19 protein-coding genes are annotated in these 20,932 nt (G+C 74.5%); 17 read left to right on the forward strand and 2 right to left on the reverse strand.

Going from position 1 to position 20,932, the window contains the following annotated elements; translation table 11 throughout:
* The first annotated feature begins 107 nt into the window (after positions 1–107).
* The 10 genes from pyrH (at position 108) to E1O70_RS16430 (ending at position 9,805) form a co-directional block, all read left to right on the forward strand.
* Positions 108–863 (forward strand): UMP kinase, encoded by a 756-nt coding sequence (pyrH, locus tag E1O70_RS16385; protein ID WP_061268933.1) that lies wholly within the window; start codon positions 108–110, stop codon positions 861–863.
* Positions 864–938: 75 nt separating this feature from the next.
* Entirely contained in the window at positions 939–1,496 is a 558-nt protein-coding gene (gene frr, locus E1O70_RS16390; RefSeq protein ID WP_021482015.1) for a ribosome recycling factor, read from the forward strand.
* A 32-nt stretch (positions 1,497–1,528) separates the two neighbouring features.
* A complete protein-coding gene (locus tag E1O70_RS16395; protein WP_061268934.1) occupies positions 1,529–2,386 on the forward strand; it encodes a phosphatidate cytidylyltransferase in 858 nt (285 codons plus the stop codon).
* 59 nt (positions 2,387–2,445) lie between these two features.
* Positions 2,446–3,591, forward strand: coding sequence for a dual-specificity RNA methyltransferase RlmN (rlmN, locus tag E1O70_RS16400; protein WP_061268935.1), 1,146 nt, complete (start codon positions 2,446–2,448; stop codon positions 3,589–3,591).
* A complete protein-coding gene (locus E1O70_RS16405) occupies positions 3,588–4,139 on the forward strand; it encodes a DivIVA domain-containing protein (protein ID WP_021482018.1) in 552 nt (183 codons plus the stop codon). Before rlmN ends, E1O70_RS16405 begins: the two co-directional genes overlap by 4 nt.
* Before the next feature lie 16 nt (positions 4,140–4,155).
* Positions 4,156–4,905, forward strand: coding sequence for a class I SAM-dependent methyltransferase (locus E1O70_RS16410; protein WP_061268936.1), 750 nt, complete (start codon positions 4,156–4,158; stop codon positions 4,903–4,905).
* Positions 4,906–4,958: 53 nt separating this feature from the next.
* A complete protein-coding gene (gene dxr / locus E1O70_RS16415) occupies positions 4,959–6,158 on the forward strand; it encodes a 1-deoxy-D-xylulose-5-phosphate reductoisomerase (protein WP_061268937.1) in 1,200 nt (399 codons plus the stop codon).
* Positions 6,159–6,216: 58 nt separating this feature from the next.
* Positions 6,217–7,527, forward strand: coding sequence for a M50 family metallopeptidase (locus E1O70_RS16420; RefSeq protein WP_061268938.1), 1,311 nt, complete (start codon positions 6,217–6,219; stop codon positions 7,525–7,527).
* A gap of 165 nt (positions 7,528–7,692) precedes the next feature.
* Complete coding sequence (gene ispG, locus E1O70_RS16425) at positions 7,693–8,832, forward strand: flavodoxin-dependent (E)-4-hydroxy-3-methylbut-2-enyl-diphosphate synthase (RefSeq protein WP_021482273.1); 1,140 nt, start codon at positions 7,693–7,695, stop codon at positions 8,830–8,832.
* Positions 8,833–8,839: 7 nt separating this feature from the next.
* On the forward strand, positions 8,840–9,805 hold the full coding sequence (locus tag E1O70_RS16430; protein WP_082774741.1) for a GNAT family N-acetyltransferase: 966 nt from the start codon (positions 8,840–8,842) through the stop codon (positions 9,803–9,805).
* 40 nt (positions 9,806–9,845) lie between these two features.
* Here the strand turns inward: E1O70_RS16430 and E1O70_RS16435 are convergent, their stop codons facing one another.
* The gene (locus E1O70_RS16435) at positions 9,846–10,769 is read right to left on the reverse strand and encodes an Fpg/Nei family DNA glycosylase (RefSeq protein WP_061268939.1); all 924 of its coding nucleotides are present in this window, start codon (positions 10,767–10,769) and stop codon (positions 9,846–9,848) included.
* 33 nt (positions 10,770–10,802) lie between these two features.
* On the opposite strand from E1O70_RS16435, the gene E1O70_RS16440 reads away from it, so the two are divergent.
* Positions 10,803–12,683: a proline--tRNA ligase gene (locus E1O70_RS16440; protein ID WP_061268940.1), complete on the forward strand. Its 1,881-nt coding sequence runs from the start codon at positions 10,803–10,805 to the stop codon at positions 12,681–12,683.
* A 168-nt stretch (positions 12,684–12,851) separates the two neighbouring features.
* On the opposite strand, the gene E1O70_RS16445 is transcribed toward E1O70_RS16440, so the two are convergent.
* Positions 12,852–13,946: a DUF4439 domain-containing protein gene (locus E1O70_RS16445; RefSeq protein ID WP_128957526.1), complete on the reverse strand. Its 1,095-nt coding sequence runs from the start codon at positions 13,944–13,946 to the stop codon at positions 12,852–12,854.
* A 147-nt stretch (positions 13,947–14,093) separates the two neighbouring features.
* Here E1O70_RS16445 and rimP point away from each other — a divergent pair, with 147 nt between their 5' ends.
* The 6 genes from rimP to truB all read left to right on the forward strand — a co-directional run bounded on the left by rimP (position 14,094) and on the right by truB (position 20,800).
* Complete coding sequence (rimP, locus tag E1O70_RS16450) at positions 14,094–14,699, forward strand: ribosome maturation factor RimP (RefSeq protein WP_061267538.1); 606 nt, start codon at positions 14,094–14,096, stop codon at positions 14,697–14,699.
* Positions 14,700–14,701: 2 nt separating this feature from the next.
* Positions 14,702–15,763 carry a transcription termination factor NusA gene (gene nusA, locus E1O70_RS16455; protein ID WP_021482697.1) on the forward strand — a complete coding sequence of 354 codons (1,062 nt, stop codon included), beginning with the start codon at positions 14,702–14,704 and terminating at the stop codon, positions 15,761–15,763.
* An 81-nt stretch (positions 15,764–15,844) separates the two neighbouring features.
* Positions 15,845–16,168 carry a YlxR family protein gene (locus E1O70_RS16460; protein WP_076406459.1) on the forward strand — a complete coding sequence of 108 codons (324 nt, stop codon included), beginning with the start codon at positions 15,845–15,847 and terminating at the stop codon, positions 16,166–16,168.
* Between the two features lie 157 nt (positions 16,169–16,325).
* Positions 16,326–19,175 (forward strand): translation initiation factor IF-2, encoded by a 2,850-nt coding sequence (infB, locus tag E1O70_RS16465; RefSeq protein ID WP_061267540.1) that lies wholly within the window; start codon positions 16,326–16,328, stop codon positions 19,173–19,175.
* A gap of 187 nt (positions 19,176–19,362) precedes the next feature.
* Positions 19,363–19,815 (forward strand): 30S ribosome-binding factor RbfA, encoded by a 453-nt coding sequence (gene rbfA / locus E1O70_RS16470; RefSeq protein WP_043659091.1) that lies wholly within the window; start codon positions 19,363–19,365, stop codon positions 19,813–19,815.
* A 4-nt stretch (positions 19,816–19,819) separates the two neighbouring features.
* Positions 19,820–20,800, forward strand: a complete 981-nt coding sequence (gene truB / locus E1O70_RS16475; protein ID WP_061267541.1) for a tRNA pseudouridine(55) synthase TruB — start codon at positions 19,820–19,822, stop codon at positions 20,798–20,800.
* The last annotated feature ends 132 nt before the right edge of the window (positions 20,801–20,932 follow it).

Consider the following 20,932-nt stretch of genomic DNA (forward strand, 5'->3'; position numbering starts at 1 on the left):
CACCCGGGCCCGGCCCGGGCGCGCGACGACCGCCGACGTGCCGCACCATCAGGTGGACGACGGCGGAGCAGGACCACCCCGCCCCACCGGGCCAGGACGAAGGACAGGTGTCGACAGTGACGGCAGGCGAGCAGACCGAGCCCCGGACGGGGACCGAGCACCGGCGGGTGCTCCTCAAGCTGTCGGGCGAGACGTTCGGCGGCGGGCAGATCGGCCTCGCGCCCGACGTCGTCCAGCGCGTCTCCCAGGAGATCGCGGCCGCGGTCGAGCAGGGCGTCCAGGTCGCCATCGTGGTCGGTGGCGGCAACTTCTTCCGCGGGGCGGAGCTCTCCCAGCGCGGGCTCGACCGCGCGCGTGCCGACTACATGGGCATGCTGGGCACGGTCATGAACTGCCTCGCGCTCCAGGACTTCCTCGAGCAGGCCGGGGTGAAGACGCGCGTGCAGACCGCCATCGCGATGGGCCAGGTCGCCGAGCCGTACATCCCGCTGCGCGCGATCCGGCACCTCGAGAAGGGCCGCGTCGTCATCTTCGGCGCCGGCGCCGGGATGCCGTACTTCTCGACCGACACGGTCTCCGTGCAGCGCGCCCTCGAGACGCACTGCCAGGAGGTCCTCATGGGCAAGAACGGCGTGGACGGCGTCTACACGGCGGACCCGCGCACGGACCCGTCGGCCACCAAGCTCGACCACCTCACGTACACCGACGCGCTCGTCAACGACCTCGGGGTCATGGACGCGACGGCGCTGAGCCTGTGCCGGGACAACGACGTGCGCATGCGCGTGTTCGGCATGAGCGAGCCGGGGAACGTCACGCGCGCCCTGGTCGGCGAGAATATTGGCACACTGGTCACGACCGACTGACACCGGTGCGACCAGGCCGGTGACCCCGGCCACGACCGCACGGACCGACCCACGACGAACGACGAAGGAGCACTGGTGATCGACGAGACCCTCCTCGAGGCCGAGGAGAAGATGGACAAGGCCGTCGAGGTGGCCAAGGAGGACTTCGCCGCGATCCGCACGGGCCGTGCGAACGCCGCGATGTTCAACAAGATCACGGTCGACTACTACGGCGCCCCGACCCCGCTGCAGCAGCTCGCGTCGTTCACGGTGACCGAGGCGCGCACGATCCTCGTCTCGCCGTTCGACAAGAGCTCGATGACCGCGGTCGAGAAGGCGCTGCGCGACTCCGACCTCGGGGTGAACCCCTCGAACGACGGCAACGTCGTCCGGGTCGTCCTGCCCGCCCTCACGGAGGAGCGTCGTCGTGACTTCGTGAAGCTCGCGAAGTCGAAGGCGGAGGACTCGCGCGTCGCGATCCGCAACGTCCGCCGTCGGGCGAAGGAGGAGCTGGACCGCATCGCGCGCGACGGCGAGGCCGGCGAGGACGAGGTCGCGCGCGCCGAGAAGGAACTCGAGGTCCTCACGAAGGCGCACGTCGACCAGGTCGACGCGCTGCTCGCGGGCAAGGAGAGCGAGCTGCTCGAGGTCTGAGCACCTCGTCCGGCGAGCTCCTCCACGCACCGATGACCGACACCTCCTCGACGTCCGCAGGCGAAGGCACGACCGCGGCGCGCGCACCCAAGGCGGGCCGCAACCTCCCCGTGGCGATCGCGGTGGGCCTCGGCCTGCTCGCGCTCGTCGCGGTCAGCCTCGCCTTCCGGCCCGAGCTCTTCGTGCTGCTCGCGACCGTCGCGGTGGGCGCGGCGCTGTGGGAGCTCGCCCAGGCGTTCCGGCGCCGCGACCTGCACCTCCCGCTGCTCCCGCTCCTCGTGGGCACGGTCGGCATCCTCGTCTCCTCGTACTACTCGGGGCCCGAGGCGCTGCTCGTCTCCTTCATGCTCACCGTGGCGGGGGCGGTGGTCTGGCGCGTGATCGACGGGTCGGGCACGGCCGCCGTGCGCGACGCCGCCGCCGCGACCTTCGCGGCGGCGTACCTGCCGTTCATGGCGGGCTTCGTCATGCTCATGCTCGCCGCACCGGACGGGCGCGTGCGGGTCCTGCTCTTCATCCTGCTGGCGGTGGCGAACGACGTCGGCGGGTACGTCGCGGGCGTCCTGTTCGGACGGCACCCGCTCGCCCCGTCCGTCAGCCCCAAGAAGTCGTGGGAGGGGCTCGCCGGGTCGTTCGTGCTGGCGACCGCCGTCGGGGTCGTCGGCGCGGTGGTGGGGCTCGGCGCGAGCCCGCTGCTCGGCGTCGCGCTGGGCGTCCTGGCGCCGCTCACGGCGACGATCGGCGACCTCGCCGAGTCCATGATCAAGCGGGACCTAGAATTGAAGGACATGGGGTCGCTCCTGCCCGGCCACGGAGGCATCCTCGACCGGCTCGACTCCATGCTCCTCACCGCCCCGTTCGTGTACGTGCTGCTCGCCCTGGCCGTCTGACGGCCCGGCTCACGGCGCGGCGCACCCGTCCGCACCGCCCCCCACGCTTGGACCTCCTCATGACCGTCCGTTCCGTCCGCCCGTCCGCGGAGTCGAAGCCGCTGCCGCTCGTCATGTCGGCCCCGCGCCGCGGCAAGCCGCCGCGCCACTTCGCCGACCTCGCGCCCGAGGAGGTGCGGGACGTCGTCGTCGAGCTCGGCGAGAAGCCGTTCCGCGCCAAGCAGCTCGCGACGCACTACTACGCGCACCTCACGCGCGACCCCGAGGCGATGACGGACCTGCCGAAGGCGACCCGGGACGTGCTCGCCGAGGCGCTCTTCCCGCCGCTGCTCACGGCGGCGCGGCGCATGGAGGCCGACGGCGGCACGACCGTGAAGACGCTGTGGCACCTCTTCGACGGCGCGAAGGTCGAGTCGGTCCTCATGCGCTACCCGCAGCGCTCGACCCTGTGCGTGTCGAGCCAGGCGGGCTGCGGCATGGCGTGCCCGTTCTGCGCGACGGGGCAGCTCGGCCTGACGCGCAACCTCTCGGTCGCGGAGATCGTCGAGCAGGTGCGCTCCGCGGCCCGGTCGCTCGCGGACGGCGAGATCCCGGGCGGCCCGGCGCGCCTCAACAACCTCGTGTTCATGGGCATGGGCGAGCCGCTCGCGAACTACAAGGCCGTCATGGGCACGGTGCGCCGTCTGGTCGCCCCCGCGCCCGACGGGCTCGGGATGTCCGCCCGCAACATCACGGTGTCGACGGTCGGGCTCGTGCCCGCGATGCGCAAGCTCGCCGACGAGGGGATCCCGGTGACCCTCGCGCTGTCGCTGCACGCCCCGGACGACGACCTGCGCAGCGAGCTCGTGCCGATCAACACCCGGTGGAGCGTCGACGAGACGCTCGACGCGGCCCGGCACTACTTCGAGGTCACGGGCCGCCGCGTGAGCATCGAGTACGCGCTCATCAAGGACATGAACGACCACGCGTGGCGCGCCGACCTCCTGGGCGAGAAGCTCAACGCGCGCGGCCGCGGCTGGGTCCACGTCAACCCGATCCCGCTCAACCCGACGCCCGGATCGATCTGGACGGCCAGCGACCCTGCCGTCGAGGCGGAGTTCGTGGCACGATTGCGCGGTCACGGGATCCCGACGACGATCCGTGACACCCGCGGCAGCGACATCGACGGCGCCTGCGGGCAGCTCGCTGCAGAGGAGGACGAGTGAGTTCGCTGTTCACCACGGTGTCGAAGACCCGGAACGGGTACGACCCCGAGGAGGTCGACGACTTCTTCGAGCACGCTCGTGACGTCTACGAGGGCCGGGTGTCGGAGCGGCTCACGAGCACCGAGATCCAGGCGTCGGTCTTCGACCTGGTCCGTGGCGGCTACGACACGCACGAGGTCGACGCCGCCCTCGACCGGCTCGAGGGCGCGTTCATCGCGCGCCAGCGGGCCGAGTACGTCGCGGCGCACGGGCAGCAGGCGTGGATGAACGCGCTCGCCGAGCGCGCGCGGACGCTCTACGGGCGCCTCGGTCGTCCCGACGGCGAGAAGTTCGCGCTCGCGGAGCGCGGCAAGCCGGCCTACGACATCGACGACGTCGACGACCTGTGCGACCGGCTCGTCGCCTACTTCGACCGCCAGGTCCCGATCACGGCGGCCGAGATCCGGTCCGCGACGTTCGGCCGGGCGCGCGGGCGCGACGGCTACGCGGAGGGTCCGGTCGACGCGTTCTTCGCGCGCGCCATCGAGGTGCTGCTCGGCGTCGAGTGACGACGCCCCGCCGCGCGTGAGCCTCGACCCCCGGGCGACGCCGATCCGTCCGCTGCGGCGCGCGGTCGCGTCGCTCGCGACGTTCAACGCCCGCCACCCCTGGAACCACAACGAGCACTTCCACGGCTGGGTCGTGCGGCGCGTGCCGCACGACGCCCGCGTCGTGCTCGACGTCGGCTGCGGCGCCAGCGTGCTCCTGGGCCGGCTGCGGGCCCGGGCCGCCGAGGTGCACGGGATCGACGCCGACGCGGGCATGGTCGCGCAGGCCCGGGCGCGGCACGCTGCCGACCCCGCCGTGACGGTGCGCCGGCTCCGGTTCGACGACGTCCGCTCGCCCGACGACGTCCGCTCGCCGGGCGGGACGCCCGGGCCGGGGACCGGTTCCCCGGAGCACCGCGGGTACGACGCGGTGACGATGGTCGCGGTGCTGCACCATCTCGAGCTCGACGAGGCGCTCCGGCACGCGCGGGACCTCCTCGCGCCGGGCGGCCGTCTGCTGGTCGTGGGGCTCGCCCGGGTCGCCACGGCGCGGGACCTCGCCGTCGACCTCGCGTCCGCGCTCCTCAACCCGCTCGTGGGCCTCGTGAAGCACCCCCGCCGCGCCCGACCCGACGACCCCGGGCCCGACGCGCCGGGCATGCCCGTCCGGGACCCGCGGCACACCGTGGACGAGGTCGCCCGCACGGCCCGGGTGCTGCTGCCGGGCGCGCGCGTGCGCCGTCGGCTGTTTTTTCGGTACACGCTCGAGTGGACGGCGCCGCGCTGACCGCACGACCTCCCGGTGCGGTGCACCGCCCGCGGCCTGGAAGGATGGGAACCATGCCCGACGGACCTGCACCCACCCCGCGCACCGTGACGATCCTCGGCTCGACCGGGTCGATCGGCACGCAGGCGATCGACGTCGTCCGGGCCCACCCCGACCGGTTCCGGGTCGAGGCGCTCTCGGCGGGCGGCGGCGACGTGGACCTGCTGGCGCGCCAGGCCGCCGACCTGGGCGTGCGCGCGGTCGGCGTGGCGGACGCGACCCGTGCGGCGGCCCTGGCCGAGGCGCTGTCGGCGGCCTGCGCCCGTCGCGAGGAGGTCCCCGAGGTGCTCGCCGGACCCGATGCCGCGGCCGAGCTCGCGGCGCGGGGGAGCGACGTCGTCCTCAACGGGGTCACGGGGTCGGTGGGCCTCGGCCCGACGCTCGCCGCGCTGCGCGCCGGGTCGACGCTCGCCCTCGCGAACAAGGAGTCGCTCGTCGCCGGGGGAGCGCTCGTCCACGCGGCCCAACAGCGCCCGGACCAGATCGTCCCGGTGGACTCCGAGCACTCGGCCATCGCCCAGTCCCTGCGGTCCGGGACGCGACCGGAGGTGCGCCGGCTGATCCTCACCGCCTCGGGCGGCCCGTTCCGCGGCTGGGCGGCCGACGCGGTCAAGGCCGCGACCGTCGACCAGGCGCTCGCGCACCCCACCTGGGCCATGGGTCCGGTCGTCACCGTGAACTCCGCGAGCCTCATGAACAAGGGTCTCGAGCTCATCGAGGCGCACCTGCTCTTCGACGTCCCGGCCGACGACATCACGGTCGTCGTGCACCCGCAGTCCGTCGTGCACTCCATGGTCGAGTTCGTCGACGGCTCGACGATCGCGCAGGCGTCGCCGCCGGACATGCGCCTGCCCATCGCGCTCGGGCTGTCGTGGCCCGACCGGCTCGACCCCGTGACGCCGCCGTGCGACTGGTCCGCCGCGACGTCGTGGACGTTCGAGCCGCTCGACGACGCGGCGTTCCCCGCGGTGAGGCTCGCGCGCGCGGCCGTGGCGGCGAGCGCCACGCACCCGGCGGTGTACAACGCGGCGAACGAGGAGGCCGTCGCGGCGTTCCTCAGCGGACGCGCAGGTTTCGGTGACATCGTGGCGACGGTCGAGCGCGTGCTCGCGGCGCACGACGGAACCCCCGCGGACGCGCTGACGTTGGAGCACGTGGCGGAGGCGGAGACCTGGGCGCGCGCGCGAGCCCACGAGCTGCTGGACCGCCGGTGACGAGCAACCGTCGGGGCGGGACGACCGCCCTGGACGTCGAGAGGGAGCAGAGGGAACGATGGCCACGCTGATCGGCATCCTGGTGATCGTGGTCGGGATCGTCGTCTCGATCGCGCTGCACGAGGTCGGGCACATGGTGCCCGCGAAGAAGTTCGGCGTCCGCGTGAGCCAGTACATGGTCGGCTTCGGCCCGACCCTGTGGTCGCGCACGAAGGGCGAGACCGAGTACGGCCTCAAGGCGATCCCGCTCGGCGGCTACGTGCGCCTCGTGGGCATGTACCCGCCCGCACCCGCGGGCGCCCGCCCCCGCGGCAGCGGGTTCTTCTCCCAGGTCGTGGCCGACGCGCGGGACGCCAGCACGGAGGAGATCCGGCCGGGCGAGGAGCACCGCGCGTTCTACAACCTCTCCGCGCCCAAGAAGGTCGTCGTCATGCTCGGCGGTCCCTTCATGAACCTCCTCATCGCGTTCGTCCTCATGGCGATCGTGTGCGTCGGCATCGGCCTGCCCGCGGTCACCACCACGGTCGGCTCGGTGAACGCGTGCGTCCCGTCCGCCGTGACGGACGAGGAGCAGGAGTGCGCCGCCGACGCCGACCCCTCGCCGGCCGCCGCCGCGGGGCTCCAGCCGGGCGACACGATCGTGGCGTTCGACGGCGAGGACGTCACCTCGTGGGACCAGCTCTCCGGCATGATCCGCGGCGCCGCCGGCCAGGCCACGCCGGTCGTCGTCGAGCGCGACGGCGAACAGGTCGACCTCACCATCACGCCGGTCGAGGTCGAGCGCCAGGTCGTCGCCGAGGACGGCACGCCCGTCGTCGACGACGACGGCGAGCCCGTCACGAAGCCCGCCGGGTTCGTCGGGTTCGCCCCGACCGTCGAGCGCACGCCCGCCGGGATCGGCGTGGCCGCGGAGGCCACGTGGCAGCAGGTGAGCGGCACGGCGGGCATCATCGTCACCCTGCCGGTCAAGGTCTACGAGGCCGCCCAGGCCGCGTTCACCGACGCGCCCCGCGGGCAGGACTCCGTGATGAGCGTCGTCGGGGTCGGCCGGGTCGCGGTGGACGTCGCGGGCGCGGAGAGCCCGGTGCTCGACCGCGTGGTGACCATGCTCCTGCTGCTCGCCGCGCTGAACGTCGCGCTGTTCGTCTTCAACCTCATCCCGCTCCTGCCGCTCGACGGCGGGCACGTGGTCAACGCGCTCTACGAGGGAGCCAAGCGCACCGTCGCGCGCGTCCGCGGTCGCCCGCGCCCGGGACCGGCCGACCTGGCGCGCATGATGCCGGTCGCGTACGTGATGTTCGTGGTCCTCGTCGGCGTCGGCGCCCTGCTGATCCTCGCCGACATCATCGACCCCGTCCGCCTCACGTAGCCCGGCGCGTCGCCCGAGGCCTCTGCTCCACCGGGAGGCGTGCGTGGAGGTGCCGCGAAGATGTGCGGGACCGCGCGGAAAGGTGACGTCCCGGACACCCGGCGGTGCCCCGTTCGACGCTCGCCGGGGGATACTAGGGGCGTGAGCGTACCCATCAGTCTCGGAATGCCTGCCGCGCCGCCGCCGGTCCTCGCGCCGCGCCGCAAGAGCCGCAAGATCAAGGTCGGCAAGGTGGACGTCGGCGGCGACGCGCCGATCAGCGTCCAGTCCATGACGACGACGCCGACGACGGACATCAACGCCACCCTCCAGCAGATCGCGGAGCTCACGGCGTCGGGCTGCGACATCGTGCGAGTCGCGGTGCCGAGCGCGGACGACGCGCTCGCGCTGCCGGCGATCGCGAAGAAGTCGCAGATCCCGGTGATCGCCGACATCCACTTCCAGCCCAAGTACGTGTTCGCCGCGATCGACGCGGGCTGCGCCGCGGTGCGCGTGAACCCGGGCAACATCCGCAAGTTCGACGACCAGGTCAAGGAGATCGCGAAGGCGGCGTCCGACGCGGGCGTGTCCCTGCGCATCGGCGTGAACGCCGGCTCCCTCGACCCGCGCCTGCTCGCGAAGTACGGCAAGGCGACGCCCGAGGCGCTGGTCGAGTCGGCCGTGTGGGAGGCGTCGCTGTTCGAGGAGCACGGCTTCCACGACTTCAAGATCTCGGTGAAGCACAACGACCCGGTCGTCATGGTGCGCGCGTACGAGCTGCTCGCGGAGGCGGGGGACTGGCCGCTGCACCTCGGCGTGACCGAGGCCGGCCCCGCGTTCCAGGGCACGATCAAGTCGGCCACGGCGTTCGGCGCGCTGCTGAGCAAGGGCATCGGCGACACGATCCGCGTCTCGCTGTCCGCGCCCCCGGTCGAGGAGGTCAAGGTCGGCAACCAGATCCTCCAGGCGCTCAACCTGCGCCCCCGCAAGCTCGAGATCGTCTCCTGCCCGTCGTGCGGCCGCGCCCAGGTGGACGTGTACACGCTCGCGGAGAAGGTCACGGCCGGGCTCGAGGGCATGGAGGTGCCCCTGCGCGTCGCCGTCATGGGCTGCGTCGTCAACGGCCCGGGCGAGGCGCGCGAGGCGGACCTCGGCGTCGCGTCGGGCAACGGCAAGGGGCAGATCTTCGTCAAGGGCGAGGTCGTCAAGACGGTCCCCGAGTCGCTCATCGTCGAGACCCTCATCGAGGAGGCGCTGCGCATCGCGGAGACCATGACGCCGGAGAACGACGCGCAGGCCGGTCCGCCGGTCGTCACGGTCGGCTGACGCCCTCGTGAGCCGCTGGCGCCCGTCCGTCCCGGCACTGCGGCCACGGGCGCGCGCCGGGTCGGGCGACGACGCGGCCGAGCGGGCCCGCGTGCTCTCCGACGCGGACGTCCCCGAGGCGCTCGCGGTGTGCGCGGGCGACCCCGTCGCGTCGACGCTCGCGGCGGCGCGGCTCGCCGTCGCGCAGCACGCCGGCCTGCACGCCGCGGGCGGCCAGGCGTGGGGCTTTCCCGCCGTCGGTCCGCTCGAGGCGGTGTGCTGGGCCGGGGCGAACCTCGTGCCGGTCGTCCCGGCGTCGCTCGACGCCGACCGCGCCCGCACGGCGGTCGCGGCGTTCGCCGCGCTCGCGCGGCACGCGGGGCGGCGGTCGTCGTCGGTCGTGGGCGAGCGCGACGCCGTGCTGGCCCTGTGGGACCTGCTCGCCCCGCACTGGCCGGCGCCGCGCGAGATCCGGGCGAACCAGCCGTCGCTCGCGATCGACCGCGACCCGGACGTCGAGCCCGACCCGCACGTGCGCCGCTCCGTCCCGGCGGAGGTCCCCGTGGTGCTGCCCGCGTGCGTGCGCATGTTCACCGAGGAGGTCGGCTACTCGCCGGTCGAGGGCGGGGGCCGCGCGTACGAGGAGCGCGTCCGCTCGCTCGTGCTCGCGGGCCGGTCCTTCGTCCGCATGGCCGCGGAGCCCGGCCGCTCGCCGCACGTGGTCTTCAAGGCGGAGCTCGGCGCGGTGACGCCGCGCGTCGCGCAGGTGCAGGGCGTGTGGGTCGACCCGCGGTACCGCGGGCAAGGGCTCGCCGCTCCGGGGATGGCCGCCGTCGTGCGTCTCGCGCGCGAGCCCGGGCCCGCGGACGCGGCGCGCGGTGCGGCGCCTCCCGTGGTGTCGCTGTACGTCAACGACTACAACGCGGCCGCGCTCGCGACGTACCGCCGGGTCGGGTTCGAGCAGGTCGGGACCTACGCGACCGTGCTGTTCTGACGGCGCCCGCCCCGGAGCGCGCGCCCCGCCCGGCGGGTCCTCACTTGAGCAGGCGCGACATCCGCCGGTCGGCGAGGACCTGGCCCCCGGTCTGGCACGTCGGGCAGTACTGGAGGCTGCGGTCGGCGAAGCTCACCTCGCGCACGGTGTCGCCGCACACGGGGCAGGGCAGCCCCGTGCGCCCGTGCACGCGCATCCCCGCGCGCTTCGCGTCCTTGAGCTCGGCGGCCGGCTTGCCCGACGCCGCCGCCACGGCCTCGGCGAGCACCTCGCCCACGGCGGCGTGCACGCGCGCGACCTCGTCGGGCGTGAACGAGCGCGTGAGCTTGAACGGGCTCGTGCGCGCCGCGTGCAGGATGTCGTCCGAGTAGGCGTTCCCGATCCCGGCGATCGACGACTGGTCGCGCAGCAGCCCCTTCACCTGCTGGTTGCGCGCCGCCATGAGCGCCCCGAGCGCCTCGGGCGTGAAGGCCGGGTCGAGCGGCTCGACGCCCAGCGTCTCGATCGCTCGGACCTCCTCCGGGTGGCGCACGACGTGCACCGCGAGCCGCTTGCGCGTCCCGGCCTCCGTGAGGTCGAACCCGGAGCCGTCGTCGAACCGCACGCGCAGCGCGAGCACCGCGGCCTTCCCGCCACCGCTGCCGCCGAGGCGCGGGCGGACGGGCGTCGTCGGGGCCTTCTCGGACCAGCGCAGCCACCCGCCCCGGGCGAGGTGGAACACGAGGTGGACCTCGGCGTCGGGCCCGGGCGCACCGGTCCCGTCGGCGGCCTCGGCGAGCACGAGGTCGAGCCACTTGCCGTGCCGTCGGGCGCCCGTGACGACCCGCCCCACCAGGGCCGAGATCGGCGGGTCGAACGTCTTGAGCGCGGCGATCTGCGCGACGTCCGCGGCCACGACCGTGCGGCCGGTCGCGCGGTCGTCGAGGAACCGGACGAGGGCCTCGACCTCGGGCAGCTCGGGCATGGGGACATCCTCCCCGCCGGTAGGGTGGGGCGCATGTCTTCCGTCACGTCCGGCGCGCCCGCCGCGGCCTCCACCCGCGTCCGGGGCGCCGACCTCCTGCGCCTGTCCACCCTGTTCGTCCGGACGCTGCGCGAGGACCCGGCCGACGCCGAGGTCGCGAGCCACCGGCTCCTCGTGCGGGCGGGCTACATCCGTCGCGCCGCCCCCGGCATCTACACCTGGCTCCCGCTCGGCCTGCGCGTGCTGCGCAAGGTCGAGGACGTGGTCCGCGAGGAGATGGCGGCCGCGGGCGCGCAGGAGGTGCACTTCCCGGCGCTGCTGCCCAAGGAGCCGTACGAGGCGACGGGCCGCTGGACGGAGTACGGGCCGAACATCTTCCGCCTCAAGGACCGCAAGGACGGCGACTACCTCCTCGCGCCCACCCACGAGGAGATGTTCACGCTCCTCGTCAAGGACCTGTACTCGTCGTACAAGGACCTGCCGCTGACGATCTACCAGATCCAGACGAAGTACCGCGACGAGGCGCGTCCCCGCGCGGGCCTCATCCGCGGGCGCGAGTTCGTCATGAAGGACGCGTACTCGTTCGACACGACGGACGAGGGCCTCGAGCGCTCGTACGAGGCGCAGCGCGCGGCGTACCGGCGCATCTTCGACCGGCTCGGGCTCGAGTACGTCATCGTCGCCGCCACGTCCGGCGCGATGGGCGGGTCGCGCTCCGAGGAGTTCCTCACCCCGACCGCGATCGGCGAGGACACGTTCGTGCGCTCGCCCGGGGGCTACGCCGCGAACGTCGAGGCCGTCGTCACGCCGGTGCCCGAGGCGGTCGACTACGCCGACGCGCCAGCCGCGCACGTCGAGGACACGCCCGACACCCCGACCATCGCCTCGCTCGTCGAGCTCGCGAACGCGCGCTACCCCCGCCAGGACCGCGCGTGGACGGCGGCCGACACGCTGAAGAACGTCGTGCTCGCGCTGACGCACCCGGACGGCCGCCGCGAGGTCGTCGTCGTCGGGCTGCCGGGCGACCGCGAGGTCGACCTCAAGCGCGTCGGCGCGGCGTTCGAGCCCGCCGAGGTCGAGCCGGCCACGGACGCCGACTTCGCCGCCCACCCCGAGCTCGTCAAGGGCTACATCGGCCCGCAGGTGCTCGGACCGAACGCGCGCCGCGAGGCGCCCGCGGACGGCGCGCCCGACGCGCCGGCGGGGGAGACCCCCGAGCGGCACTCGGTGCGCTACCTGCTCGACCCGCGCGTCGTCGCCGGCACGCGCTGGATCACCGGCGCGAACGCGCCCGGCCGCCACGTGTTCGACCTCGTCGCCGAGCGCGACTTCGCCGCCGACGGCACGGTCGAGGCCGCGGAGGTGCGCGCGGGCGACCTCGCGCCCGACGGCTCGGGCCCGCTCGAGCTCGCGCGCGGCATCGAGATCGGCCACATCTTCGCGCTCGGCCGCAAGTACGCTCAGGCCCTCGGCCTCACGGTGCTCGACGAGAACGGCAAGCAGGTCGTCGTGACGATGGGCTCCTACGGGATCGGCGTCACGCGCGTCCTCGCGGCGCTCGCGGAGGCGAACCACGACGACGCCGGGCTCGCGTGGCCCGCGCACGTCGCGCCCGCGCAGGTGCACGTCGTCGCGACGGGCAAGGACGCGAGCGTGTTCGAGGAGGCCGAGCGCCTCGCGACCGAGCTCTCAGGTCGAGGCGTCGAGGTGATCTACGACGACCGGCCCAAGGTCTCGCCCGGCGTGAAGTTCAAGGACGCCGAGCTCCTCGGCGTGCCGCTCCTGCTCGTCGTGGGCCGCGGCCTGGCCGACGGCGTCGTCGAGGTCCGCCCGCGCGCGGGCGAGGCGGCGCAGGTCACCGTCGAGGACGCCGTCGAGCACGTCGCGGGCCGGGTCGCCGAGCTCCTCGGCTGACCGTCCGCGCAGCCTCGGGCGCCCCGGTCCGGACCTCCGGGCCGGGGCGCTCTGCTGCGCTCACGGCCGTGCGGTGTGGCGCTCCGGGTGCGCGCTGCGCGGGGTCGTCGGTGCACCAGGCCGCCCGCGGGAGTCGGCGTCGCGCCCGTGCGTGCGAGCCGGGCGCGCTCAGCCTGCCGTCTGCTCCGGCAGGCCCGGGAACGCGACGGGCGCCTCGCCCCACGCGACGGCGCTCGCCCACGCGTCCGCGAGGAGCGCGACGGCCTCGGCCCGGGACGTCGGCGCCGCCGCGGCGACGAGGCTCGCGTACGTCTGCGCGAGCCCCGACTCGACCTGGCGTGCGAGCGCGGCCGCGTCCGTGCCGTCGGGCAGCGCGTAGGCGACGCGACGCGGGTCCTGCGGCGTCCCGTCGGTGCCCGCGCCGAGAGCCCAGCCCTGCGCGCGGGCGCGGTGCTGGGCGGCGCGCGCGACCGCGGCGGTGCGCACGTCGCCCTCCGACTGCGCGGCGCGCACCTCGTAGCCGTACCCGGCCGCGTCCTCCGCCTCGACGAGCGTCGCGAGGTCCGCGGCGCCGACCCCGCCGGGCGCCTCGTCGACGGGCGGCGGCTCGGCGAGGCCCGCCGCGGCCGTCGAGCCCGTGGCCGCGGCGAGCCGCTGCGCCGAGACGTGCTCCGAGGCGGCGACCGACGCGAGGAGCCGCGCGAGCCGCGCGTCCGGCGAGGCGTCCGCCGCCGCGCCCGTGCGCTCGGCCGCGCCCACGAGCGCGGTGACGACGTCTTCCCTCGTCGCGGTGCCGGGGGCGGGCGTGCCCGCCGCGTCCGTGCCCGCCGCGTCCGTGCCCGTCCCCGGGGCGTCGGTCCCCGCGGTGCCGGTCTCGGCGTCGCCCGCGACGTCGCCCTCGGGCTCCGTGGGCTCCTCGAGGCCCGAGTCGTAGACCCCGCCGAGCGCGTCGACGTGCCGGTCGGCGAACGCGGCGGCCTCGCCCAGCACGGCGAGCGCGGCCGGGTCGGTCACCCGGGGCGTGACGTCCGCCACCAGCGCGGCGACCGCGAGCGCGTCGTCGACGGCCCCGGAGCGGAGCACCTCGACCGTGTCGGGGGAGGGCTCCGTGGGCGGCGGCGTGTCCAGCCGGACGCCGCACCCGGCCGCCAGGACGCCCGTCGCGAGCACCGTGACCACCGCGAGCAGACGGCGGGCACGGGCCGCGGGACGGGTCCGCCGGGCTCGGGGGGCGGCGTCGGCCGCGGTCGCGTGGGGAGTCATCGGGGGCGATGATGTCACGTCCGGGGCCCGCGAGTCGTTAGGCTGGTCCCCGTTCCGACGTCCCGCGAGCGGGGGTCGGAGCACCCGAGACAACAACACACCGGTCGTCTGGCGTACCCGGCGTGGGACACGGACAGGAGCTGAGTCATGGCAGGGCAGGCGGGCGGTCAGTCCGGCAGAGGGTCCGGAGGCGACGCGGCGGCGCACGCGCTCCGGGAGAGCGTCCGCGAGGCGGTCGAGCCCGCGGTCCGCGACGCCGGGCTCCACCTCGAGGACGTCACGGTGTCGCGCGCGGGTGCCCGTTCGGTGGTGCGCGTCGTGCTGGACCTCCCCGACGACGTCGAGGGCAGCCTCGACCTGGACGCGGTGGCCGAGGCCACGCGCCCGATCTCCGCGGCGCTGGACACGGTGGACCCGCTCCACGGCGCGTACACGCTCGAGGTCTCGACGCCGGGCACGGACCGTCCGCTCACCGAGCCGCGCCACTTCCGGCGCGCCCGCGGCCGTCTCGTGCGGCTCGTCCTGACCGACGGCGGCACGCTCGAGGGTCGCCTGCGCTCCGGTTCTGCGGTCGAGACCGAGCTGGTCCTCGACGTCCCCGGCGCGCGCGGCGCGGTGACGGAGCGCGTGGTGCCGCTCGCCGACGTCGTGCGCGGCGAGGTGCAGGTCGAGCTCAATCGCGCCCTCGAGGAGGACCTGCCCGAGCTCGACGGCGCCGCCGACGAGACGACCGACCACGACGAGGAGGCCTGACGATGGACGTGGACATGAGCGCGCTGCGCCTGCTGGAGCGCGAGCGGGACATCAGCCTCGACGTGCTCGTCGCCGCGATCGAGCAGGCCCTGCTCTCGGCGTACCACCGCACCCCCGACGCGTACACCCGTGCACGCGTCGAGCTCGACCGCAAGACGGGCCACGTGACGGTGTGGGCGCGCGAGGAGCTGCCGGCTCCCGAGACCGACGACGAGGACGCCCCGCGCGGCCCCGTCGAGTACGGCCCCGAGTTCGATCACACGCCCGCCGACTTCGGGCGCATCGCGACCTCGACCGCACGCCAGGTCATCGTCCAGCGCCTGCGCGACGCGGAGGACGACCAGATCCTCGGCACGTTCCGCGGCAAGGAGGGCGAGGTCCTCGCGGGCGTCATCCAGCAGGGCCGCGACCCGCGCGTCGTGCTCGTGGACGTGGGCGGCACGGAGGCCGTGCTCCCACCGCACGAGCAGGTCCCCACGGAGGAGTACGTGCACGGCGAGCGCCTGCGCGCCTACGTGCTCGAGGTCGCCCGGGGAATGAAGGGCGCGCAGATCACGTTGAGCCGCACGCACCCGAACCTCGTCCGCAAGCTCTTCGAGCTCGAGGTCCCCGAGGTCGCCGACGGCTCGGTGGAGATCACGGCCATCGCGCGCGAGGCGGGGCACCGCACCAAGGTCGCCGTCCGCTCGCGCGTCCCGGGTCTCGGAGCCAAGGGCGCGTGCATCGGGCCCATGGGCTCGCGCGTGCGCGCGGTCATGGCGGAGCTCCACGGCGAGAAGATCGACATCGTCGACCACAGCGACGACCCGGCCCAGTTCGTGGCCAACGCGCTGTCCCCGGCGCGTGTGTCGTCGGTCACGGTGGTCGACGAGGTGGCGCGCGCCGCGCGCGTCGTCGTCCCGGACTTCCAGCTCTCCCTCGCGATCGGCAAGGAGGGGCAGAACGCCCGCCTGGCCGCGAAGCTCACGGGGTGGCGCATCGACATCCGTTCGGACGAGGGCGGCGCCCCGGCCGAGGGGTCGGACGGTGCCGCTCCCGCAGGTCCTCGCGCTGCCGACCGGTAGCCGCGGGGCGTGGGACGGTCACGGATGACGGACCGGCGCGGTAGACTGTCATCGACCGGGCCGCGAGCCCGCACCTCGACCATGCCCCCGGACTCCACGACCCACCCCGTTCCCACGGGATCGGGTCCGGTCCGCACGTGCGTCGGGTGCAGGCAGCGCGACCTGCGGTCAGCTCTTCTCCGTCTGGTCCTCGACCGGTCCGGCGCGGGCACCGACGAGCCACGGCTCGTGGTGGACGCCGGGCGGTCGCTGCCGGGTCGCGGTGCGTGGCTCCACGCGTCGACCCGGTGCCTCGAGACGGCGGAACGCCGGCGGGCCGTCCCGCGGGCCCTGCGTGTCGCCGGGCCCCTCGACCTCGCCGCGGTCCGCGCCGCGATCGAGGCCCGTCCGGGAGAGCACCTCTGAGCCATGCGTCACGGCCCCGTCCGTACGGGGCCGCCAGCACGACACGTCGACAAGGAAGCGGGTTAGAAGCCGATGGGCACCCGATGAGTACCCAGCGATGAGCACCCAGCACTAACGACGGTCCTCCCTGTCCGGGGCGGGCCGAGACAGGAGAGTTGTGGCAAAGGTCCGCGTCTACGAGCTCGCGAAGGAGCTCGGGGTGGAAAGCAAGACCATCATGACCAAGCTGACGGAGCTCGGTGAGTTCGTCCGCTCGGCATCCTCGACCATCGAGCCACCGGTGGTCCGCAAGCTGCGCGACGCCTTCCCCGCCGGAGGCGGCGGCGCGAGCAAGCCCGCGGCACCCGCCGCGCGTCCGGCCGCGCCGAAGCCGGCCCCGAAGCCGGAGGTCAAGGCCGAGCCGGCCGCGCCGGCTCCGCAGGCCCCGCAGGCCGCGGCCCCCGCCGCGCCGGCCCCGAAGGCTCCGGCACCCGCCGCGCCCGCGGCGCCGGCCCCGAAGGCTCCGGCACCCCAGGCTCCCGCGGCTCAGCGTCCGACGCCCGCGCCTGCGCAGAAGCCCACCGCCTCGCCCAAGCCGGGCGGCGGCACGAACGCGTCCGCCCCGCGCCCCGGTGGCTCGGGCGGGCGTCCCGGCGCACCGCGTCCGGGGAACAACCCGTTCGCGACCAGCCAGGGCATGCCCCGGCAGGGCGGCCCGCGTCCGGGCGCCCCGCGCCCGGGGAACAACCCGTTCGCCCCGAGCCAGGGCATGCCCCGGCCCGGGTCGCGCCCCGAGCGCACCGAGGGTGCGGCGGCGGCGTCCGGCGAGCGCTCGGGCGGTCCTCGCCCGGGCGGCCCGCGTCCCGCGCCGCGTCCCGGCGGCCCGCGCCCCAACCCGGGCATGATGCCCGGCCGCACCTCGATCGGCCGTCCCGGTGAGCGTCCTGCTCCCGGTGGTCGTCCCGGTGGCGGTGGCGGCGGTCGTGGCGGCGGCTTCGGCGGTCGTCCCGGTGGTGGCGGCGCTCCCGGCGGTGGCGGCGGCTTCGCCGGCCGTCCCGGTGGCGGTGGCCGCGGTGGCGCCGGTCGTGGCTCGACGCAGGGCGCCTTCGGGCGCGCCGGCGGTCGCCCGGTCCGTGGGCGGAAGTCGAAGCGCGCGAAGCGCCAGGAGTTCGAGCAGATGCAGGCGCCGTCGCTCGGCGGCGTGCAGGTTCCCCGCGGGAACGGTTCGACCGTCGTGCGGCTGCGTCACGGCTCGTCGCTCAACGACTTCGCCGACAAGATCGACGCGAACCCCGCGAGCCTCGTGACCGTGCTGTTCCACCTCGGTGAGATGGCCACGGCGACGCAGTCGCTCGACGAGGACACGTTCGGTGCCCTCGCGTCCGAGCTCGGCTACGTCATCGAGATGGTCTCGGCCGAGGAGGAGGACCGCGAGCTGCTCGGGTCGTTCGACATCGACCTGGACGCGGAGCTCGAGGCCGAGGGCGACGACGAGCTCGCCGCCCGCCCGCCGGTCGTCACCGTCATGGGTCACGTCGACCACGGAAAGACCAAGCTCCTCGACGCCATCCGCCAGACGGACGTCGTCGCGGGCGAGGCCGGCGGCATCACCCAGCACATCGGTGCGTACCAGGTGCGCCACGAGCACGAGGGCGTCGACCGCGCCATCACCTTCATCGACACCCCGGGTCACGAGGCGTTCACCGCCATGCGTGCCCGTGGTGCCCAGGTGACGGACATCGCGATCCTCGTCGTGGCCGCGGACGACGGCGTGATGCCGCAGACCATCGAGGCGCTCAACCACGCCCAGGCGGCGAACGTGCCGATCGTGGTCGCGGTGAACAAGGTGGACAAGGAGTCGGCGAACCCGGCCAAGATCCGCCAGCAGCTCACCGAGTACAACCTGGTGGCCGAGGAGTACGGCGGCGACACGATGTTCGTCGACGTCTCCGCGAAGCAGAACATGGGCATCGACGACCTCCTCGAGGCCGTCCTGCTCACGGCCGATGCCTCGCTCGACCTGCGTGCGAACCCCGACAAGGACGCGCGCGGCGTCGCCATCGAGGCGAACCTGGACAAGGGCCGCGGCGCCGTCGCGACCGTCCTCGTCCAGTCCGGCACGCTGCACGTCGGTGACGCGATCGTCGCCGGCACGGCCCACGGCCGTGTCCGCGCGATGTTCGACGAGCACGGCAACGCCGTGACCGAGGCGGGTCCCGCCCGTCCGGTCCTCGTGCTGGGTCTCGCGTCCGTGCCGAGCGCGGGCGACACGTTCCTCGTGGCGCCCGACGAGCGCACGGCCCGCCAGATCGCCGAGAAGCGCGAGGCCGCCGAGCGCGCCGCCCTCCTGGCCAAGCGCCGCAAGCGCATCAGCCTCGAGGACTTCACGCAGGCTCTCCAGCAGGGCAAGGTCGAGACCCTCAACCTCGTCCTCAAGGGCGACGTGTCCGGTGCCGTCGAGGCCCTCGAGGACGCGCTGCTCAAGATCGACGTGGGCGACGAGGTCGAGCTGCGCGTCATCCACCGCGGTGTCGGTGCGATCACGCAGAACGACGTCAACCTCGCGACGGTCGACAACGCGATCATCATCGGCTTCAACGTGAAGTACGGCGAGCGCGTCGAGGACCTGGCCGAGCGCGAGGGCGTCGACGTCCGCTTCTACTCGATCATCTACCAGGCGATCGAGGACGTGGAGGCCGCGCTCAAGGGCATGCTCAAGCCGGAGTACGAGGAGGCCCAGCTGGGCACGGCGGAGATCCGCGAGATCTTCCGCTCCTCCAAGTTCGGCAACATCGCCGGCTCGATCGTCCGGTCGGGCGAGATCCGCCGCAACGCCAAGGCGCGCGTCCTGCGCGACGGCAAGGTCGTGGGGGACAACCTCACGGTCGAGTCGCTCAAGCGGTTCAAGGACGACGCCACCGAGGTCCGCGAGGGCTTCGAGTGCGGTATCGGTCTGGGCTCGTTCAACGACCTCCAGGTCGGCGACACCATCGAGACGTTCGAGATGCGCGAGAAGCCGCGCTCCTGACGCTCGTCACGCCCGGGGGCGGTCACGGTCATCGTGGCCGCCCCCGGGCGTTCGTCACCCCGCGGTCGTCATCACCCGCAGTCGTCAGTCAGCACCCCACCGCGGTCACCCACCCGGCCGGTGGGCGCCGTTCGACGTACGGTCGTCGGGACCGTCGCCGGAAGGCTCGGCACGAAAGGAAGAAGACATGGTCGACCACCCCCGGGCGAGGAAGCTCGCCGACCGCATCAAGGAGATCGTCGCGCAGATGCTCGACACGCGGATCAAGGACCCGCGCCTCGGGTTCGTCACCGTGACGGACGTCCGTGTCACGGGCGACCTGCAGAACGCCTCGGTGTTCTACACCGTCTACGGGACGGACGAGGAGCGGGCCGGGACGGCCGCCGCGCTGGAGAGCGCGAAGGGCCTCATCCGGTCGGAGGTCGGCAAGCAGACCGGCATCCGCCTCACGCCGGCGATCGAGTTCCACCTCGACGCGGTGCCCGAGACGGCGGCGCACCTCGACGCCGCGCTCGTCGAGGCCCGCCGGCGCGACGCCGAGCTCGCCGCCCTGCGCGAGGGCAAGCCCTTCGCCGGGGACGCCGACCCGTACCGCACGTCGGAGGACGCAGACGCCGTCGCCGACGACGACCGGGCCTGACCGCGTGGGCGCACGCCCGTCCGCGACCGACCGTCGGGAGCGACGCCCCGTCGCTCCCGACGGTCTCGTCGTCGTCGACAAGCCCGCCGGCTGGACGAGCCACGACGTCGTCGGCCGTGGCCGACGCCTCGCCGGCACGCGCAAGGTCGGCCACGCGGGCACGCTCGACCCCATGGCCACGGGCGTGCTCGTGCTCGGCGTCGGGCGCGCGACGAAGCTGCTGACGTACGTCGTCGGCGCCGACAAGGACTATGACGCGACGATCCGCCTCGGTGCGGCGACCACGACCGACGACGCGGAGGGCGAGGTGCTCTCGCGGGCGGACGCGTCCGCCGTCGTGCGGGCCGACCTCGACGTGGGGATCGCCGGTCTCACCGGCGAGATCCTCCAGGTGCCGAGCACGGTGAGCGCGATCAAGGTCGACGGGCAGCGCGCGTACGCGCGCGCCCGTGCGGGCGAGGAGGTCGCGCTGGCGGCGCGGCCCGTCGTCGTCTCGCGCTTCGACGTGCTCGCGGTGCGGCCCGTGGCGCCGGGGGAGCAGGGCCTCCCCGACGATGCGCCGCCCGCGCTCGACGTCGACGTCACCGTGACCGTGTCGTCCGGGACGTACGTGCGCGCGCTCGCGCGCGACCTCGGGTCGGCGCTCGGCGTCGGCGGCCACCTCACGGCGCTGCGGCGCACGCGGGTGGGCGGGTACGGGCTCGACGTCGCCTCGACGCTCGAGGAGCTCGAGGCCCAGGCGGACCGCGACGGCGTGCTCGCGACCCTGCCGCTCGCGCAGGCGGCCCGTGCGACGTTCCCCGTGCGCGAGCTGACCCCGGAGCAGGCGACCGCGCTGTCGTACGGGCAGTGGGTCGACGCGACCGGGACGCCCGGCACGACGGCGGCGATCTCCCCGACGGGCGAGCTCGTGGCGCTCGTGGAGGACACCCGCCGCGGCGGCAAGGACCTCGCTCGGCCGGTCCTCGTGCTCGCTCCCGCCTGACGCGTCCGGTTCGGCGTCGTGCCCGGGGCGTGGCAGTCTTGTCCAGCGCGGTCCCGGTGCCTCCCCGTCCGGTCCGCCGCCCCCCGTCGGCACGGGCGGCCGCCCCCGGGCGGCACCCGCGGCCTTCCTGCT

Origin of the sequence: Cellulosimicrobium funkei, from assembly GCF_004519295.1 — a bacterium.
GTDB lineage: Bacteria > Actinomycetota > Actinomycetes > Actinomycetales > Cellulomonadaceae > Cellulosimicrobium > Cellulosimicrobium funkei.

Excerpts from the sequence above, each read along its gene's own strand:
- E1O70_RS16445 (WP_128957526.1), bottom strand. The coding sequence starts at position 13,946 with ATGACTCCCCACGCGACCGCGGCCGACGCCGCCCCCCGAGCCCGGCGG.
- E1O70_RS16440 (WP_061268940.1), top strand. The coding sequence starts at position 10,803 with ATGTCTTCCGTCACGTCCGGCGCGCCCGCCGCGGCCTCCACCCGCGTC.
- E1O70_RS16420 (WP_061268938.1), top strand. The coding sequence starts at position 6,217 with ATGGCCACGCTGATCGGCATCCTGGTGATCGTGGTCGGGATCGTCGTC.
- nusA (WP_021482697.1), top strand. The coding sequence starts at position 14,702 with ATGGACGTGGACATGAGCGCGCTGCGCCTGCTGGAGCGCGAGCGGGAC.
- E1O70_RS16460 (WP_076406459.1), top strand. The coding sequence starts at position 15,845 with ATGCCCCCGGACTCCACGACCCACCCCGTTCCCACGGGATCGGGTCCG.
- dxr (WP_061268937.1), top strand. The coding sequence starts at position 4,959 with ATGCCCGACGGACCTGCACCCACCCCGCGCACCGTGACGATCCTCGGC.
- ispG (WP_021482273.1), top strand. The coding sequence starts at position 7,693 with ATGCCTGCCGCGCCGCCGCCGGTCCTCGCGCCGCGCCGCAAGAGCCGC.
- E1O70_RS16395 (WP_061268934.1), top strand. The coding sequence starts at position 1,529 with ATGACCGACACCTCCTCGACGTCCGCAGGCGAAGGCACGACCGCGGCG.
- rbfA (WP_043659091.1), top strand. The coding sequence starts at position 19,363 with ATGGTCGACCACCCCCGGGCGAGGAAGCTCGCCGACCGCATCAAGGAG.
- rimP (WP_061267538.1), top strand. The coding sequence starts at position 14,094 with ATGGCAGGGCAGGCGGGCGGTCAGTCCGGCAGAGGGTCCGGAGGCGAC.
- E1O70_RS16435 (WP_061268939.1), bottom strand. The coding sequence starts at position 10,769 with ATGCCCGAGCTGCCCGAGGTCGAGGCCCTCGTCCGGTTCCTCGACGAC.
- rlmN (WP_061268935.1), top strand. The coding sequence starts at position 2,446 with ATGACCGTCCGTTCCGTCCGCCCGTCCGCGGAGTCGAAGCCGCTGCCG.